This is a genomic window from Streptosporangium sp. NPDC023963 (genome assembly GCF_040639135.1).
In the GTDB taxonomy this organism is placed as follows: Bacteria; Actinomycetota; Actinomycetes; order Streptosporangiales; family Streptosporangiaceae; genus Streptosporangium.
Genome location: NZ_JBEZZK010000001.1, coordinates 1079235 through 1095397, shown reverse-complemented (window position 1 = coordinate 1095397; position 16163 = coordinate 1079235). Strand labels below are relative to the sequence as shown.

Sequence of the window (16163 nt, the reverse complement as noted above, 5' to 3'; positions counted from 1 at the left end):
ATGGTTGACGTGAGTTCCTCAGCTGCTGATTTCCATGCCGGTTTCGCCTGCTTCGTCGGCCGGCCCAACGTCGGCAAGTCCACGCTGATGAACGCGTTGGTCGGCACGAAGGTGGCGATCACCTCTTCCAAGCCGCAGACGACCCGCCGGGCCATCCGCGGCATCGTGCACCGCCCCGACTCCCAGCTCGTCATCGTCGACACGCCGGGCCTGCACCGGCCCCGCACGCTCCTGGGCGAGCGGCTCGACAGCCTGGTGCTCTCCACCCTCACCGAGGTCGACGTGATCGGCTTCTGCGTGCCCGCCAACGAGCCCATCGGCAAGGGCGACCGTTTCATCGCGGAGAAGCTCGCGGGGATCAGGAAGACCCCGGTGGTCGCCGTGGTGACCAAGTGCGACCTGGCGACCCGCGAGCAGATCGCCGCGCAGCTGCTCGCGATCTCCCAGCTCGCCGACTTCGACGACATCGTCCCGGTCTCCGCGCAGTCGGGCGAGCAGCTCGACGTGCTGGCCGACGTGCTGGTCCAGCGCCTGCCGGAGAGCCCGCCGCTGTACGAGGGGGGGCAGCTCACCGACGAGCCCGAGCAGGTGCTGGTGGGCGAGCTGATCCGCGAGGCGGCCCTGGAGGGCGTGCGCGACGAGCTGCCGCACTCGATCGCGGTCGTCGTCGACGAGATGCTGCCGAGAGAGGGCCGCGACGACCTCCTCGACATCTACGCGCACATGTTCGTCGAGCGCCCGTCCCAGAAGGCCATCGTGATCGGGCACAAGGGTTCCCGGCTCAAGGACGTCGGCAGCCGCGCCCGCCAGCAGATCGAGGCGCTCCTGGGCACCCGCGTCTACCTCGACCTGCGCATCAGCGTCGCCAAGGACTGGCAGCGCGACCCCAAGCAGCTCCGCCGCCTGGGCTTCTACGACTGAGCGCCCGGCTCCGTCCCCTCAGGGGCGGTTCCATGACTGAGCGCCCGGCTCCGTCCCCTCAGGGGCGGTTCCATGACTGAGCGCCCGGCTCCGTCCCCTCAGGGGCGGTTCCACGACCAGGAGTCCGGCCCCGCGCCGTCAAGGGTGGTCGCCTCCTCGCCGTGCCGGAGCCGTCGCCGCAGCTCGACGGCGTCCCGGCCGAGTGCGGAGACCAGGGTGCCGGGGCCGGCCAGGGGGAGGACGGCCCAGCCGTCCCCGACCACCGTCCCCGGCGCCCGTCCGGTGATCAGGGTGCTGCCCACGCAGCGGGCGTCGCCGTAGACGGCGGAGCTGCCGTCGATCTCCGGGTCGCCCACCACGAACTCCTGGCGGAGCAGCGGCACCCCGCCGAGGACGGCGTCGAAGCGCGAGTGGCAGCGTCCCGGCCGCTCGCCGTACCGGCCGAAGACGATCTCCTCGCGCCAGAGCACCCGCGCGTCCTCCGCCAGGTCCAGCCGGACGACCGTGCGGTGCAGGCAGCCCGCCGCGAGCACCGTCGGCTCCGGCGCGAACCGCAGCGAGGCGCCTGCGCCGACCCTGGCCGTGATCGTCATCACCGATTCGGCCCCCGCGGAGCCGGGCAGCACCAGCGTGCTCGCGACCGACCGCACCTCCAGCGCGGTTCCCGGCGCCACCTCGACGTCGAGGGCCAGGTCGTCGCCGCCCAGCGGACCCGCCGCGGTGGACACCAGGTGCACCCGGCCCGGCGCGGTCGCCCGCACCGTGAGCGGCGGGCCCGAACGCATCGTGGCGAGGACGGTCCGGCCGCCGGAGTCCCGGCGGGTGACGATCGCCGCCCGCGCCCTCATCGACCGCCGCCCGGCCGGCCCCGGCTCCGGCCGTACGGGCCGTGCGGGCGTGGGGGCGTCGTCGTGGACGGGTGCGGGCGCGCGGCCGGGGGCCGGGACGGAGTCGGTGACGGGCATGGGATCAGGCGTTGGAGTGCTCGTGGGACCAGGAATCGACCAGGCCGGTGACCCATTCGGAGATCGCGTGCGCGCTCGGATCCTCCCTGATCGAGGTGAACAGCACGGGCCTGCCCTCCCGTACGGCCGCCGCGTCGCGCGACATGACCGTGAGGTCCGCGCCGACCATCGGGGCCAGGTCGGTCTTGTTGACCACGAGCAGGTCGGCCGTCGTCACGCCCGGGCCGCCCTTGCGCGGGACCTTGTCGCCGCCCGACACGTCCAGCACGAAGATCTGCCGGTCGGCCAGGCCCCTGCTGAAGGTCGCGGTGAGATTGTCCCCGCCGCTCTCCACGATCACCAGGTCGAGCGGGCCGAACCGCTCCTCCAGGGTCTCCACCGCGTCGAGGTTGGCCGCGATGTCGTCGCGGATGGCGGTGTGCGGGCAGCACCCGGTCTGCACGGCGACGATCCGCTCCGGGTCGAGCACGCCCGCCCTGCGCAGGAAGTCGGCGTCCTCGGTGGTGTAGATGTCGTTGGTCACCACGCCCAGGCGCATCGAGGGGCCGAGCGTCCGGCACAGGGCCGCGGTCAGCGCGGTCTTGCCGCTGCCGACGGGCCCTCCGATGCCCAGGCGCAGCGCTCGTCCGTGAGGGTCGGCGGCGTGATGGTGGTCGTCGTGGTTGGCGCCCATGGGGGTCACCGTCCTTCCAGGTGGTCGTCAGGAGACGAAAAGCCTCAGATCTGCGCGGATGTGCTGTTCGGCGAGCAGGTCGAGCGCGGGGGCGGCGTGCGCGGGCAGTGACTCCCACGACTCCCACGACTCCCACGACTCCCACGACCCCTGCGCTTCCTGCGATTCCCAGGGCTTCCGCGACCGCGGGGTCTCCCCGGTGGAGACGGTGGCCGCGACCCGTTCCAGGGCCGGGGCGAGGTCGGCGAGCAGGCGGTGGACGGCGACCGGGTCGAGGCCCAGCAGTCGCACCGCCGCCGTGGCGGGTCCGGTGACGGAGGTGTAGGCCGCCGCGAGGGCGGCCTCGGCGGGGGAGCACCCGGCCACGGCCGCCACCGCGCCGAGCGCGAGCGGGTGGTGGACGCCCTGGGACACGGCCCCGGCCAGGGCGTCGAGCACCGGGGAGGGCCAGATCCTCCGCGAGGTACGCAGCAGCAGCCTTCCCTGCGTGCGGCTCGCCTCCCGCTGGGCGGGAGAGGAGATCCTGGCGTCGGCCTCCGCGTCCAGCCGTACCCACGCGGAACGGCTCGTCTCCGGACGGGGGGACGAGCCGTTCGCGGGAGCGGGACCGTCCGCGGGAGTGAGGGCGGGGGCGACGCCGTTCGTCCGCGCGGGAACCTCCGCCGGCGGGCCGTCCGCCGGGGGCGGGGGGCCCGCGGAGAGGTGGGCCGCGCCGAGCTCGCAGGCCGCGGCGGAGAGGGCGGCCGTCACCAGGCCCGCGGTGGCCAGGCGGCCCCGCAGGAAGGCGGCGAGGCCGGGAAGGTCGTGGATCGCGCCGATCCTGACCGCCTCCTCGGCGCCCCCGGAGTGGCCGTGACCCCCGGCGGGCAGCCGGGAGTCGGCCAGGAGCAGCAACGCGGCGTTCATGCGCTACGGGTTCCCCTTTCGGCTGGACGGGACCGGCCCGACGAGACCGGCCGGACGAGACGGCGCGGCGGTCGATCGGGAGCCGGTCAGAACAGGAAGTAGCGCTGGGTCATGGGCAGGGTCTCGGCGGGGGCGGGTTCGATCACCTCGCCGTCGACGCTGACGGCGAAGGTGTCGGGGTGGACGTCGATCCTGGGCATGGCGCCGTTGAGCGGCATGCTCTCCTTGCCCCTGCGCCGGACGTCGGCCACCGGCAGCAGGCGCCTGCGTACGGCCAGGCGGTCGGCGAGGCCGTCCTCGAGCGCGAGGGGGGCGACGAAGTGGACCGACGTAGCGGCGGCGGTGACCGGGGCGGCGCCGAACATCGGGCGCGGCATGACCGGCTGCGGGGTCGGGATGGAGGCGTTGGCGTCGCCCATCTGGGCATACGCGATGACACCGCCCTTGACCACCAGGTCCGGCTTGACGCCGAAGAAGGCCGGGTCCCACAGGACCAGGTCGGCCAGCTTGCCGGTCTCCACCGAGCCGACCTCGCCGTCCAGGCCGTGGGCCACGGCCGGGCAGATCGTGTACTTGGCGACGTAGCGCCGGGCGCGGAGGTTGTCGGCCGGGCCGTCGCCGGGCAGCGCGCCGCGGCGGCGCTTCATCACGTGTGCGGTCTGCCAGGTACGGATGATCGTCTCGCCCACCCGGCCCATCGCCTGGGAGTCCGAGCCGATCATCGAGATCGCCCCCATGTCGTGCAGGATGTCCTCGGCCGCCATCGTGGAAGGCCGGATCCGGGACTCGGCGAACGCCAGGTCCTCGGGGATGGACGGGTTGAGGTGGTGGCAGACCATCAGCATGTCGAGGTGCTCGTCGAGCGTGTTGACGGTGTGCGGGCGGGTCGGGTTGGTCGAGGACGGCAGGATGTTGCCGTAGGAGGCGACCCGGATGATGTCCGGCGCGTGGCCGCCGCCCGCTCCCTCGGTGTGGTACGCGTGGATCATCCGGTCGCCGATCGCCGCCAGCGTCGACTCCACGAACCCGGCCTCGTTGAGGGTGTCGGTGTGGATGGTGACCTGGGTGCCGGTGGCGTCGGCGACCGACAGGCAGGCGTCGATGGCGGCGGGGGTGGTGCCCCAGTCCTCGTGCAGCTTGAAGCCCGAGGCCCCGGCGCGGAGCTGTTCGAGCAGGCCCTCGCTGCTGACCGTGTTGCCCTTGCCGAGCAGCGCGACGTTGATCGGGTAGGAGTCGAGCGACTCCAGCATCCGGGCGAGGTACCAGGTGCCGGTGACGGTGGTGGCCTTGGTGCCCTCGGCGGGTCCGGTGCCACCGCCCACGATGGTGGTCACCCCGGCGGAGAGGGCCTCGTCGAGGATCTGCGGGCAGATCAGGTGGACGTGGGAGTCGATCGCCCCGGCGGTCAGGATCTTCCCGTTGCCCGCGAGGATCTCGGTCGAGGGGCCGATGACCAGGTCCGGGTGGACGCCGTCCATGATGTCGGGGTTCCCGGCCTTGCCGAGGGCGACGATGCGGCCGTCCCTGATCCCGATGTCGGCCTTGACCACGCCCCAGTGGTCGAGGATCACCGCGCCGGTGATCACCAGGTCGGGCGAGCCCTCGGCCCTGGTGGTCCTGGCCTGGCCCATCGACTCCCTGATGACCTTGCCGCCGCCGAAGACGGCCTCGTCGCCCGCCCCCGACGGGCCCATCGACAGGTCCTCGGTGACCTCGATGAGCAGGTCGGTGTCTGCGAGCCTGATCCGGTCGCCGGTGGTGGGGCCGTAGAGCGCGGCGTAGCGGGATCGTTCAATGAACACGGGGGCTCCCGTCGAGAGGTCCGGCCCACTCCGGGCGGAGACCGGGGACGATCCGCAGCCCGCCGATCGGCACGAGGGTCACGTCGCGCTCCACGCCGGGCTCGAAGCGCACCGCCGTGCCGGCCGGGACGTCGAGCCGGGTGCCCCAGGCCGCCTGGCGGTCGAACTCCAGGCCGGGGTTGCACGCGGCGAAGTGGTAGTGCGAGCCGACCTGGATCGGCCGGTCGGCGGTGTTGACGACGCGGACGGTGACGCGCTCGCGGCCCGGGTTGAGCGGGATGGGCGCGTCGCCGTACTGGATCTCACCGGGTGTCATCGGCGTTCACCGTTCCTGGGGTGCGGCGGGGTGTCGCGGGCCGCCCGGCGTGCGCGCGAGCGGCTGGTTCTCACGGAACCGCCCGGCGTGCGCGCGAGCGGCTGGTTCTCACGGAACCGCCCGGCGTGCGCGCGAGCGGCTGGCTTCACGGGGTCGGCCGGCGTGCGCGGGTGGCTGGCTTTCACGGGGTCGGCCGGGGCTCACGGGATGGGCTGGTGGACGGTGACGAGCTTGGTGCCGTCGGGGAAGGTGGCCTCGATCTGCACCGAAGACAGCATTTCCGGCACCCCGTCCATGACGTCGTCGCGGGACAGCACCTTGCGGCCCGCGTCCATCAGCTCGGCGACGGTGCGCCCGTCCCTGGCGCCCTCCATGAGGAAGGACGCGATGATCGCGGTGGCCTCGGGGTGGTTGAGCCGGAGGCCCCGTGACCTGCGGTCGCGGGCGACACCGGCGGCGACGTGAATGAGCAGGCGTTCCTGCTCGTGTGGTGTGAGCCGCATTCCCGGACCATAGGAACCGGCGGTTTCCATGATGTTGCGCGTCGATGTCGTGCCGGTTTCCAGGTGCCGCGAGTGGTGCGAACGGGGAAGAAGCGCTCCTCGATGCGCTCTTTCCTGCGGGTATGCCGCCGCATTCCGAAGCAGATATCACGAAATTTGGTGATATGTCGGGATAAAAAATGGTGTGGTGTCCGCGCCGCCGTGTCCTGTCACGGCGGTGAAATCCCGGTAAAGCGCAATTAACAATCACGAACTAGGCGGGAAACCTCACTCAGTCACCTTGACGGCAGATAGATCGGTGCGGGGGCCGTACCGGCAAGGAGGAAAGTCATTGAGGAACACAGCATGGCGCTCCGGGATCGTCGTCGCGGCGCTGGCCACGGCGCTGGCCGCCTGCGGCGGCGAAGCCCCCTCGGGCACGAGCGCGGCCTCCGCCGGCGGCGGTGAGGACGGCATCAAGGTCGGCATCCTGCACTCGCTCAGCGGCACCATGGCCATCAGTGAGGTGACCGTCCGGGACTCGGAACTGCTCGCCATCGAGGAGATCAACGCCGCCGGAGGCGTGCTCGGCAAGAAGCTGATCCCCGTCGTGGAGGACGGAGCGTCCGACTGGCCCACCTTCGCGGAGAAGGCCACCAAGCTCATCCGCCAGGACAAGGTCGCCACCACCTTCGGCGGGTGGACCTCCGCCAGCCGCAAGGCGATGCTGCCGGTGTTCGAGCGGAGCAAGGCCCTGCTGTGGTACCCGGTCCAGTACGAGGGCCTGGAGAGCTCGCCGTACATCTTCTACACCGGCGCGACCACCAACCAGCAGATCATCCCCGGCCTCGACTACCTCAAGGAACAGGGCAAGAAGAAGATCTTCCTGGTCGGCAGCGACTACGTCTTCCCGCGCACCGCCAACAAGATCATCAAGGCGTACGCGGCGGCGAACGGGATGGAGATCCTCGGCGAGGAGTACACCCCGCTCGGCCACACCGAGTACAGCACGCTGACCAACAAGGTCGTCCAGGCCAAGCCGGACGCCGTCTTCAACACCCTCAACGGCGACAGCAACGTCGCCTTCTTCAAGCAGCTCAACAGCGCAGGGGTCACCGCCGAGCAGATGCCCGTCCTGTCGGTGAGCGTCGCCGAGGAGGAGGTCAAGGGCATCGGCGTCGACAACATCGCCGGCCACCCCGTCGCCTGGAACTACTACCAGACCACCGAGAACCCGGCCAACGAGAAGTTCGTCGCCGCGTTCAAGGCCAAGTACGGCGCCGACAAGGTGACCTCCGACCCGATGGAGGCCGGGTACAACGCCGTCTACCTCTGGGCCGAGGCCGTCAAGAAGGCCGGGTCCGTCGAGGTCGAGGCCGTCAGGAAGGCCGCCGGGGGCATCGCCCTGGAGCGTCCCGAGGGCAAGGTCACCATCGACGGCGAGAACCAGCACATGTACAAGACGGCCAGGATCGGGGTGATCCAGCCCGACGGCCTCATCAAGGAGGTCTGGAACTCCGGCGAGCCGATCAAACCCGACCCCTACCTCAAGGGCTACCCCTGGGCGAGCGGCCTGGCCAACGGCTGATCCCCTCTCAGACCGGCTCCGGGCCGGGCCGTGACCAGATCACGGGCAGCACCGTGACGCACCCACAATGCGGCGCGGCCCGCCCCGGAGCCAAACACTCGTAGGAAGGGGACCTTCGGTGGAGGCGTTTCTCAACCAGCTCCCGATCGGCCTGTCCATCGGCGCCGTACTGCTTCTCATCGCCCTCGGCCTGACGTTCACGTTCGGCCAGATGGGCGTGATCAACATGGCCCACGGCGAGTTCATCATGGCGGGCGCGTACACCGCCTACCTGCTCCAGGACCTCACCGGCCGGATGGCCGTGATCGTCGCCCTGCCCGTCGCCTTCCTGGTCGCCGGGCTGATGGGGCTCATCCTGGAACGGACCGCGATCCGGCACTTCTACGGCCGCCCGCTCGACACCCTGCTGCTCACCTGGGGCGTCAGCCTCGTGCTGCAGCAGCTCGCCCGCGACCTGTTCGGCGCGCCCAACGTGCAGGTCCAGGCGCCCACCTGGCTGCAGGGCGGCATCGCGTCCCTGCCGTACAACCGGTTGTTCATCTTCGCCCTCGCCGTCGCCACCGTCGTCGGCGTCTGGGCCTACATGAACCGCACCGGCCAGGGCCGCCGGATGCAGGCGGTGATGCAGAACCGGCAGCTCGCCGCGGTCAGCGGCATCAACACCGCCCACGTCGACCAGCGCACCTTCTTCATCGGCTCGGGCCTGGCCGGGGTCGCCGGGGTGGCCCTCACCCTCATCGGCCCCGTCGGACCCGCCCTCGGCACCTACTACATCGTCGACGCCTTCCTGGTGGTCGTCGCCGGAGGGCTCGGCCAGCTGCGCGGCGCCGTCATCGCCGCCGCGGGACTCGGCCTGCTCAACTCCTACGCCGAGTTCTGGAGCGACGCCAGCCTGGCGAAGGTCATCGTGTTCGCCGCGATCATCGCCTTCCTCCAGTTCCGGCCGCAGGGCCTGTTCGTACTCCGATCGAGGGCGCTGACATGAACCTCGCACGACTCAAGGGACCGGGGGTCTTCGCGGTGGTGGCCGTGCTGGCCCTGGTGGTCGCACCGCTCCTGCTGGAGCCCTTCCGCCTCGGCCTGCTGGCCAAGTACCTCTGCTTCGCGATCATCGCCCTGGGCATCGGCCTGGCCTGGGGGCAGGGCGGCATGCTCGTCCTGGGCCAGGGCGTGTTCTTCGGGCTCGGCGGCTACGCCATGGCCATGCACCTGAAACTGGTGGACGCCCAGGGCGACCTGCCCGACTTCATGGTGTGGAGCGGGGTCGAGCAGCTGCCCGCCCTGTGGAAACCGTTCGCCAACCCGGTGTTCGCGCTGGCCATGGTCGTCGTCGGGCCGATGGCGATCGCCACGGTGCTGGGCCTGCTGGTGTTCAGGCAGCGGGTGCGCGGCGCGTACTTCGCGATCCTCACCCAGGCGCTCGCCGCCGCGTTCGTCATCCTGCTCGTCGGCCAGCAGGGTTTGACCGGCGGCACCAACGGCCTGACCAACTTCTACGACCTGTTCGGCCAGGACCTGGCGGCCGACTCCACCCAGCGCGGCCTGTACTTCGCGGTCGCGATCGTCACCGGGCTGCTCTACCTCGGTGCCCGCCAGCTGGTCAAAAGCCGCTTCGGGCGGCTGCTCGTCGCCATCAGGGACGGCGAGGACCGCGTCAGGTTCCTCGGCTACGACCCGGCCAGGGTCAAGACCGTCACCTTCGCGCTCTCGGCGGGCATGGCCGGGCTCGCGGGGGCCATGTTCGTGCCCGTGGTCGGCATCATCTCGCCCGCTCTGCTGGGCGTGGTGCCCTCCCTCGAACTCGTCGTCGCGGTCGCGGTGGGCGGCAGGTTCGCGCTGGCCGGGGCGATCCTCGGCGCGGTCGTGATGGGGTACGCCAAGACGTCCTTCAGCGAGCAGTTCGCCGACGGCTGGCTCTACCTGCAGGGCGCGCTGTTCATCCTCGTCATGACCCTGGCACCCAAGGGGATCCTCGGCGTGGCGGCGTCGGCGCGCGACGCCTGGGCGCGCAGGTCGAGGCGCCGTACGGACCCCGAACCGCCGCCCGCGGACGCTCCCGGTACGAGAGTGATGGAGGAGGTCGGATGAGCCCGATGATCGAGGTACGCGGGTTGTCGGTGGTCTTCGACGGCTTCCGCGCCATCGACGGCGTCGACCTGACGGTCGAGAAGGGGGAGCTGCGATTCCTGATCGGCCCCAACGGGGCCGGGAAGACCACTCTCATCGACGTCATCACCGGCCTGACCCGCCCGACCACCGGCGAGGTCGTCTTCGACGGGCGCAGCCTGGTCGGCCTGCGCGAGCACAGGATCGTCCGGCTCGGCGTCGGGCGGACCTTCCAGACCTCGGTGGTCTTCGAGGAGCTCACCGTCCTGGAGAACCTCGACCTGGCCGCGTCCTTCCGCCGCCCGCTCTGGTCGCTGGCCCGGCGCAGGCGAGGTGTCTCCGACGCCGTCGCCGAGGCCCTGGAGACCACCGGCCTGAAGGAACTGGCCGACCGGCCCGCGGGGGTGCTCTCCCACGGGCAGCGGCAGTGGCTGGAGATCGGCATGCTGCTCACCCAGCGCCCCAAGCTGCTCCTGCTGGACGAGCCGGTGGCCGGCATGTCCAAGGACGAGCGGGAGCGCACCGGCGAGCTCCTGACGTCCGTGGCGAACGACCACACGGTGATCGTGATCGAACATGACATGGAGTTCCTGCGCAGGTACGCCTCGCAGGTCACCGTCCTGCACGAGGGCAAGGTGCTGATCGAGGGATCGGTGGACCAGGTCCGCGACGACCCGCGCGTGCAGGAGGTCTACATCGGAAGGAAGCGCAGCGATGCTGTCGGTACGGGAACTTGACGCGGGGTACGGCAGGGCCCGGGTGCTGTTCGGGGTCTCCCTGGAGGTGGAGCCCGGGCAGCTGATGTGCGTGATGGGCCGCAACGGGGTGGGAAAGACGACCCTGCTCAACACCGTGATGGGCGTGCTGCCCGCCACCTCGGGATCGGTCGTCTTCGAGGGACGTGACGTGACGCGCCTGCCGCCCCACGAGCGGGTCCGGCTCGGCATGGCGTACGTCCCCCAGGGGCACGAGACCTTCCCCCAGCTCAGCGTGCTCGGCAACCTCCAGGTCACGCTGGAGGCCGCCAAGGGGCCGCAGGAGGCGCTGGAGGAGGCCCTGGAGACCTTCCCGCGGCTGAAGCCGCTGCTCAAGCGGCGCGCCGGATTCCTGTCCGGCGGGCAGCAACAGCAGCTCGCCATCGCCCGCGCCCTGGTCACCCGGCCCAAGCTGCTCATCCTCGACGAGCCCACCGAGGGCATCCAGCCGTCGATCATCATCGAGATCGAGGAGGCGATCGAGCGGCTGCACGCCACCGGCCTGTCGCTCCTGCTGGTCGAGCAGTATCTGGACCTGGCGCTCCGCCTCGCCGACCGCTTCCTCATTCTCGACGCCGGGCACGTCGTCCACTCGGGGGAGGCCGAGGAACTGCGCGGGGAGGGAATTCACCGCCTTCTCGCCGTCTGACCGTTAAAGCTCTGAATCGGACTTTCCATATCAAGAAGGCCGCGTTTGATCACTTCTTGATGAAGAGGCTCCCGCCGTGGGTGATGACGACATAGCCTGCCCAGAAAAGCGGAGTCCGGGGGTGTCATGGCGAAGGAACCTGCGGACGGGCAAGAGCGGCCGGAGCGAGTGTCCTCCCCTCCCGAGCCCTCCGAGCCCCCCGCGAAGCGGGGCCGGTCCTCTCGCGGGGAGAGCGGCTCCTCCCGTGAGGCCGGGTCCTCCCGCCAGGAGAGCGGCTCCTCCCGTGGCAAGACCGGTTCTTCCCGTGAGGAGACCGGAGGCCCGGCCGGTGACGAGCGTGAGGCACGGCCCGGCCGCGCGGCCGGCGAGCCGGCCGGTGACGCTCCCGGCCGGCGAATCGGCCGCGGGACCGGGGAGCCGCCCGCCGGCGAGCGCCGGGACCGGGCCGCGGGCGGGCGCGACCGGCGGCCCGATGACCGCCACGAGCCCGACCACTACGACTCCGACCACTACGACTCCGACCGGTGGGACGACGACCGGTACGGGCGTGGGCGGCGCTCCCACGGGCCGTACGAGCGCGACCGCTGGGACGACGACCGCCACGAGCCCGACCGGCGGCCCGACGACCGGTATGACTATGACCGTGACCGGTGGGACGACGACCGGTACGACCGGGACGCGCGGTCCGAGGGCGCGGACGCCGAGGGCCCTCGCCCAAGGCCGCCGATCGGCCCGCCCGGACCGTCCGGCCCGCCCCGCCGCCGCAGATTCCGCCGCTTCCGGCTGGCCGCCTGGATCGCGCTGGTCCTCGCCGCGGTCGTGGTCGGGGTGTCCGTCGCGTGGGTGAGCGGGCCTCCCACCGAGGCCGAGCTACGGGAGAAGGCGGGGCTCCTCAACAAGGACCGGCTGCTGATCGGCGTGAAGGAGGACACCCCGGGCATCGCCCTGCGGAAGCCGGGGGAGACCGGTTTCACCGGCTTCGACATCGACATCGCCTACATGATCGCGGCGGATCTGGGCTTCCGGCCCGACCAGGTCGACTTCCTGTCCATCGAGACCGAGGACAGGGCGCGCATGCAGGCCCGCGACACGGACGGCGCGTTCGTCAAGGTCGACCTCGTGGTGGCGACCTTCAGCGTGACGCCGGAACGCAGGACCGATCCCTCCGTCGGCTTCTCGACGCCCTACCTCTACACCGAGCAGTCGGTGGTGACCAGGGCCGACTACCCCGACGACAACGTCGCCTCCCTTGGACAGCTCGAGGGCAAGAGGGTCTGCTCGCTCGGCACCTCGACCTCCCTGGTCGAGCTGAAGAAGGCGATCAAGGTCGATCCCATCGCCGAGCTCCTGATCAGCAAGTGCGTGGACCGTCTCGCTGACGGCCTCGCGGCCAACAGGACCGCCGACGCGGTGACCACCGACGCGGCCCTGCTGGCCGGGTTCGTCGCGGAACCGGGAAGGAAGCTGCGCCACCACGACATCGCGCTGGAGAAGACGGAGATGTGGGCGGTCAACGCGGGTTCCAACGGCGCGCTGCGCACCTTGGTCGACCTCGCGCTCTACCGCTCCTACGCCGATCCGGACAACAAGATGTGGGAGGAGGCGTACGAGAAACACATCCGGCCGTTGCTGGCGGCCAACCCGGGGGTGGACGTGGCGCAGGCGCGGCAGCCGTGCGCGCTTCCCCCGGACGTGCGCCGCTGGCCGTGGGAGCGGACCCTCCCCGTCCAGGATTGTCCCTCCGCCCCTTGAAACCCGACGCGCGGGTGAGGGACGCGCCGAGGAACCAGGAGTGGTTCCTCACGCTGCTGCCGGTGTTCCCGATCGTCCTGCTGGTGATGCGGCTGTGGTACGCCAGCAAGCAGGACACCCAGACGCTGCTCCTGCTCGTGCAGACCATCAGCCCGCTGGGCCTGCTGAGCGCGGTTTTGCTGACCACGGTGTGGGTGCTGCCCGTCGTCGTGGTCGGCGGCAGGCTCCTGGGCACTCTCCACTGGATCAGCACGGGCCGCTCCTCGTGGCTGGTGCACAGCGCCCAGCGGCTGCCCGGCTGGGTGGTGGTCCTCGCCGTCGCGATGGGCGTGTGCACCTGGCAGCTGCGCTTCCTGCCGACGCTGGCGATGCTGTCACTGGCCCTGCTCGGGCTGACCGTGCGTGAACGCTTCCCGGATCACGAGGAACTGCGGACCACGTTCTGTTACGCGCTTCCGGTGATAGCCGCCGTGCTGTCGTACGTCCTGCTGTGGCCGGCCATCGTCTCCGCGTTCGCCGCGCGGGACGTGGCGACCGCGATCCTCCTGACCCTTCCCCCGGTGTTCGCGGCGTTGCTGACCGGTCCGGTGCCCGAGGCGCCGGCCAGGGTGCTGACCCACGGCATCGCGATCGGGATGGCGGTGTTCACGCCGTTCCTGGTCGGCGTGGTCGTGATGAGGGCGCCGATCCTCCCGCTGATCGCCATGGAGATCGCCCTGGAGAAGCCGACCGCGGAGAGGTCCGCGGAGGTGGTGGTGGGCTACATGGTCGCCAGCGACGACCAGATGACCACCGTCCTGCGGCGTGACGGTGTCGTGGAGTTCATCCAGAACGACCGGCTGCGGTCGAAGGTGCTCTGTCCCGACCCCGGTGAGGTGCCCCGGACGTGGGTGAACCTGCACGGCTGGTACGTCGAGCACAGCGTGATCTCCTGGCTCGCCCCGGTCTCGCAGCGGACTCCGGCCGACTCGCGCTGCCAGGGCCGCCCGGCCGCGGAAACCGGCCCGGCCCCACCGAGCCCGAACTCCTCTCCGAGCCCGTCGCCGTCTCCGAGCCCGAACTCGTCCTCGAGCCCGTCGCCGTCCCCGGGGTCGCCGTCGTCCCCGGGCGGCCGATGACCTTCCGGAAGAACCCTGCGGGACGGCCGACGACCTCCCGGAAGGGCCTTCCGGGAGGTCACTGACGGTAGTCTTCGACCTCGTCGATGGGGCGGGGGGCCGCCGAGTCGGGGTCCTCGCCGAACTCGCGGCGCGCCCGGCGCTGCCTGAGCAGGTCCCACGCCTGGTCGAGGGCCTCCTCCAGCTGCTTGATCCGGTTGTTCTCCTCGTGCGAGGAGATCGAGTGCGAGCCCAGCTTCGCCCGGAGCTCCCGCTCCTCGGCGATCAACTCGTTGATGTGGGCGAGGATGTCGCCGTCCCTCATGTCGGTTCCCCCTGTCAGAGTTTTTCTGGACTGTATCCGATCAGCAGGTCACCGCACCGTCGGAGGCCGACCCCACGACGGCGGCGTACTTGGCCAGCACCCCGCGCTCCACGACACGCTCCGGGCGGCGCCAGGCGGCTCGCCTGCGGGCCAGTTCCTCGTCGTCGACCTCCAGGTCGAGCCGGTTCGCGGCGGAGTCGACGACGACGGTGTCCCCGTCACGGACCAGCGCGATCGGCCCGCCGTGATGGGCCTCCGGGGCGACGTGCCCGATGACCAGGCCGTGGGAGACGCCGCTGAAGCGGCCGTCGGTGACCAGGGCGACCGAGTCGCCCAGCCCCCGCCCGACGAGCGCCCCGGTGATCGAGAGCATCTCCCGCATCCCGGGACCGCCCGCCGGTCCCTCGTAGCGGACGACGACCACGTCGCCGGGGACGATCACACCCTCCTGGATCGCGGCGAAGCACTCCTCCTCGGAGTCGAACACCCGGGCCGGGCCCTCGCGGCGGAAGTCGGGCCGGCCACCGAGCTTGAGGACGCAGCCCTCGGGGGCGAGCGAGCCGCGCAGGATCGCCAGCGCCCCCGGGCCCTTGACCGGCTCGGCGACGGTGGCGACCACCCGCTGGCCCGGCGTCTCGACGGCGTCCGCCGCGACCTGGGCCAGGGTGCGGCCGTCGACCAGGGTGACGTCCTCGCGCAGCAGCCCGGCCTCGTGCAGCCGCCGCGCCACCAGCGCGGTGCCGCCCGCGCGCCACAGGTCGGCGGCCGTGTGCCGGCCGCTGGGCTTGAGACCGGCCACGATCGGCACCCGGCGGCAGACCTCGCCGATGTCGTCGATCCGCAGCGGCAGGCCCGCCTCGCGGGCGATCGCCAGCAGGTGCAGCACCGAGTTCGTCGAGCCGCCCATCGCGGCGACCGCCACGAGCGCGTTGTGCAGCGCGCCCTCCGACAGCACCGTGGACGGCCGGGCGTCGCGGGCCAGCGCCTCCATGGCGATCTCCCCGGCGCGCCGCGCCGCCTCGTTCTTCTCCTCCGCGACGGCGGGGACGTCGCCGATGCCGAACGGCGCCAGGCCGAGGAAGTCGGCGATGCCCGCCATGGTGTTCGCCGTGTACTGGGCGGCGCAGGTGCCGGGGCCGGGGCACGCGTGCCGCGCGAGATCGTCGACGTCCTCGGCGGACATGCGGCCCACCGCCCGCTCGCCGAGCGCCTCCCACATGTCCTGGATGGTGACGTCCCGGTCGCGCCAGCGGCCGGGCATCATGCTGCCGCTGTAGAGGACCACGGACGGCACGTCCAGCCGGGCGATCGCCATGATCGCCGCGGGTACGGTCTTGTCGCAGCCCACGACGCAGACCATCGCGTCGAACCCGTGGGCGCGTCCCATCAGCTCGATCGAGTCGGCGATCACCTCCCGGCTCACCAGCGAGGCCCGCATGCCCGGCGTGCCCATGGTGAGGTTGTCGGAGACCGCGATCGTGTTGAACTCCATCGGGGTGCCCCCGGCCCGCCGTACCCCCTCGGCGACGTGCGCCGCCAGCTCTCGGTGGGTGAGGTTGCACGGCATGGTGCCGGTCCAGGTGGAGGCGATGCCCACGACCGGGCGGCGCATCTCCTCGTCGGACATGCCCATGGCGTACAGGTGGGAGCGCGCGGGCGCGCGGTCGGGGTCGTCGGCGATGCCGGTGCCGGTGCCGGTGTTCGCGGGGAGGTTCGCGCCGGTGTCCGGAGCCGTGTTCGCGCCGGTGTTCGCGGGGAGGTTCGCGCCGGTGTCCGGAGCCGTGTTCGTGCCGCCTGTGCCGATGCTCATGCCGCGTCCTTTCTGC

General features: G+C 71.4%; 16 protein-coding genes. 8 read left to right on the top strand and 8 right to left on the bottom strand.

What is annotated here, in order from left to right; translation table 11 throughout:
• Positions 1–921, top strand: a complete 921-nt coding sequence (era, locus tag AB0F88_RS04640; protein ID WP_362677331.1) for a GTPase Era — start codon at positions 1–3, stop codon at positions 919–921.
• 98 nt (positions 922–1019) lie between these two features.
• Here era and AB0F88_RS04635 read toward each other — a convergent pair whose 3' ends face one another.
• The 6 genes from AB0F88_RS04635 to AB0F88_RS04610 all read right to left on the bottom strand — a co-directional run bounded on the left by AB0F88_RS04635 (position 1020) and on the right by AB0F88_RS04610 (position 6086).
• Entirely contained in the window at positions 1020–1886 is an 867-nt protein-coding gene (locus tag AB0F88_RS04635) for an urease accessory protein UreD (protein ID WP_362677329.1), read from the bottom strand.
• A gap of 4 nt (positions 1887–1890) precedes the next feature.
• The gene (gene ureG, locus AB0F88_RS04630; RefSeq protein WP_362677327.1) at positions 1891–2559 is read right to left on the bottom strand and encodes an urease accessory protein UreG; all 669 of its coding nucleotides are present in this window, start codon (positions 2557–2559) and stop codon (positions 1891–1893) included.
• A 27-nt stretch (positions 2560–2586) separates the two neighbouring features.
• The gene (locus AB0F88_RS04625; protein WP_362677325.1) at positions 2587–3465 is read right to left on the bottom strand and encodes an urease accessory UreF family protein; all 879 of its coding nucleotides are present in this window, start codon (positions 3463–3465) and stop codon (positions 2587–2589) included.
• 86 nt (positions 3466–3551) lie between these two features.
• Positions 3552–5267 (bottom strand): urease subunit alpha, encoded by a 1716-nt coding sequence (locus tag AB0F88_RS04620; RefSeq protein WP_362677323.1) that lies wholly within the window; start codon positions 5265–5267, stop codon positions 3552–3554.
• Positions 5257–5583, bottom strand: coding sequence for an urease subunit beta (locus AB0F88_RS04615; RefSeq protein WP_362677320.1), 327 nt, complete (start codon positions 5581–5583; stop codon positions 5257–5259). Before AB0F88_RS04615 ends, AB0F88_RS04620 begins: the two co-directional genes overlap by 11 nt.
• 200 nt (positions 5584–5783) lie before the next feature.
• Positions 5784–6086 (bottom strand): urease subunit gamma, encoded by a 303-nt coding sequence (locus AB0F88_RS04610; RefSeq protein ID WP_362677318.1) that lies wholly within the window; start codon positions 6084–6086, stop codon positions 5784–5786.
• 331 nt (positions 6087–6417) lie between these two features.
• Between AB0F88_RS04610 and urtA the strand changes: the two genes are divergently transcribed.
• The 7 genes from urtA to AB0F88_RS04575 all read left to right on the top strand — a co-directional run bounded on the left by urtA (position 6418) and on the right by AB0F88_RS04575 (position 14033).
• Positions 6418–7653, top strand: a complete 1236-nt coding sequence (gene urtA / locus AB0F88_RS04605; RefSeq protein WP_362677316.1) for an urea ABC transporter substrate-binding protein — start codon at positions 6418–6420, stop codon at positions 7651–7653.
• A gap of 118 nt (positions 7654–7771) precedes the next feature.
• Positions 7772–8638, top strand: coding sequence for an urea ABC transporter permease subunit UrtB (gene urtB, locus AB0F88_RS04600; protein WP_362677314.1), 867 nt, complete (start codon positions 7772–7774; stop codon positions 8636–8638).
• Entirely contained in the window at positions 8635–9741 is a 1107-nt protein-coding gene (urtC, locus tag AB0F88_RS04595; RefSeq protein ID WP_362677312.1) for an urea ABC transporter permease subunit UrtC, read from the top strand. The genes urtB and urtC overlap by 4 nt, the downstream gene beginning before the upstream one ends.
• Positions 9742–9746: 5 nt before the next feature.
• Complete coding sequence (gene urtD / locus AB0F88_RS04590; protein ID WP_362677948.1) at positions 9747–10496, top strand: urea ABC transporter ATP-binding protein UrtD; 750 nt, start codon at positions 9747–9749, stop codon at positions 10494–10496.
• The gene (gene urtE, locus AB0F88_RS04585; RefSeq protein WP_362677310.1) at positions 10474–11163 is read left to right on the top strand and encodes an urea ABC transporter ATP-binding subunit UrtE; all 690 of its coding nucleotides are present in this window, start codon (positions 10474–10476) and stop codon (positions 11161–11163) included. Before urtD ends, urtE begins: the two co-directional genes overlap by 23 nt.
• A 126-nt stretch (positions 11164–11289) precedes the next feature.
• Positions 11290–12915 (top strand): transporter substrate-binding domain-containing protein, encoded by a 1626-nt coding sequence (locus tag AB0F88_RS04580; RefSeq protein WP_362677308.1) that lies wholly within the window; start codon positions 11290–11292, stop codon positions 12913–12915.
• On the top strand, positions 12912–14033 hold the full coding sequence (locus AB0F88_RS04575) for a hypothetical protein (RefSeq protein WP_362677306.1): 1122 nt from the start codon (positions 12912–12914) through the stop codon (positions 14031–14033). Before AB0F88_RS04580 ends, AB0F88_RS04575 begins: the two co-directional genes overlap by 4 nt.
• 58 nt (positions 14034–14091) lie before the next feature.
• Here the strand turns inward: AB0F88_RS04575 and AB0F88_RS04570 are convergent, their stop codons facing one another.
• Together AB0F88_RS04570 and ilvD are read right to left on the bottom strand one after the other, a co-directional pair.
• Entirely contained in the window at positions 14092–14337 is a 246-nt protein-coding gene (locus tag AB0F88_RS04570) for a DUF2630 family protein (RefSeq protein WP_362677304.1), read from the bottom strand.
• A gap of 40 nt (positions 14338–14377) precedes the next feature.
• The gene (ilvD, locus tag AB0F88_RS04565; RefSeq protein ID WP_362677302.1) at positions 14378–16147 is read right to left on the bottom strand and encodes a dihydroxy-acid dehydratase; all 1770 of its coding nucleotides are present in this window, start codon (positions 16145–16147) and stop codon (positions 14378–14380) included.
• Between the last annotated feature and the right edge of the window lie 16 nt (positions 16148–16163).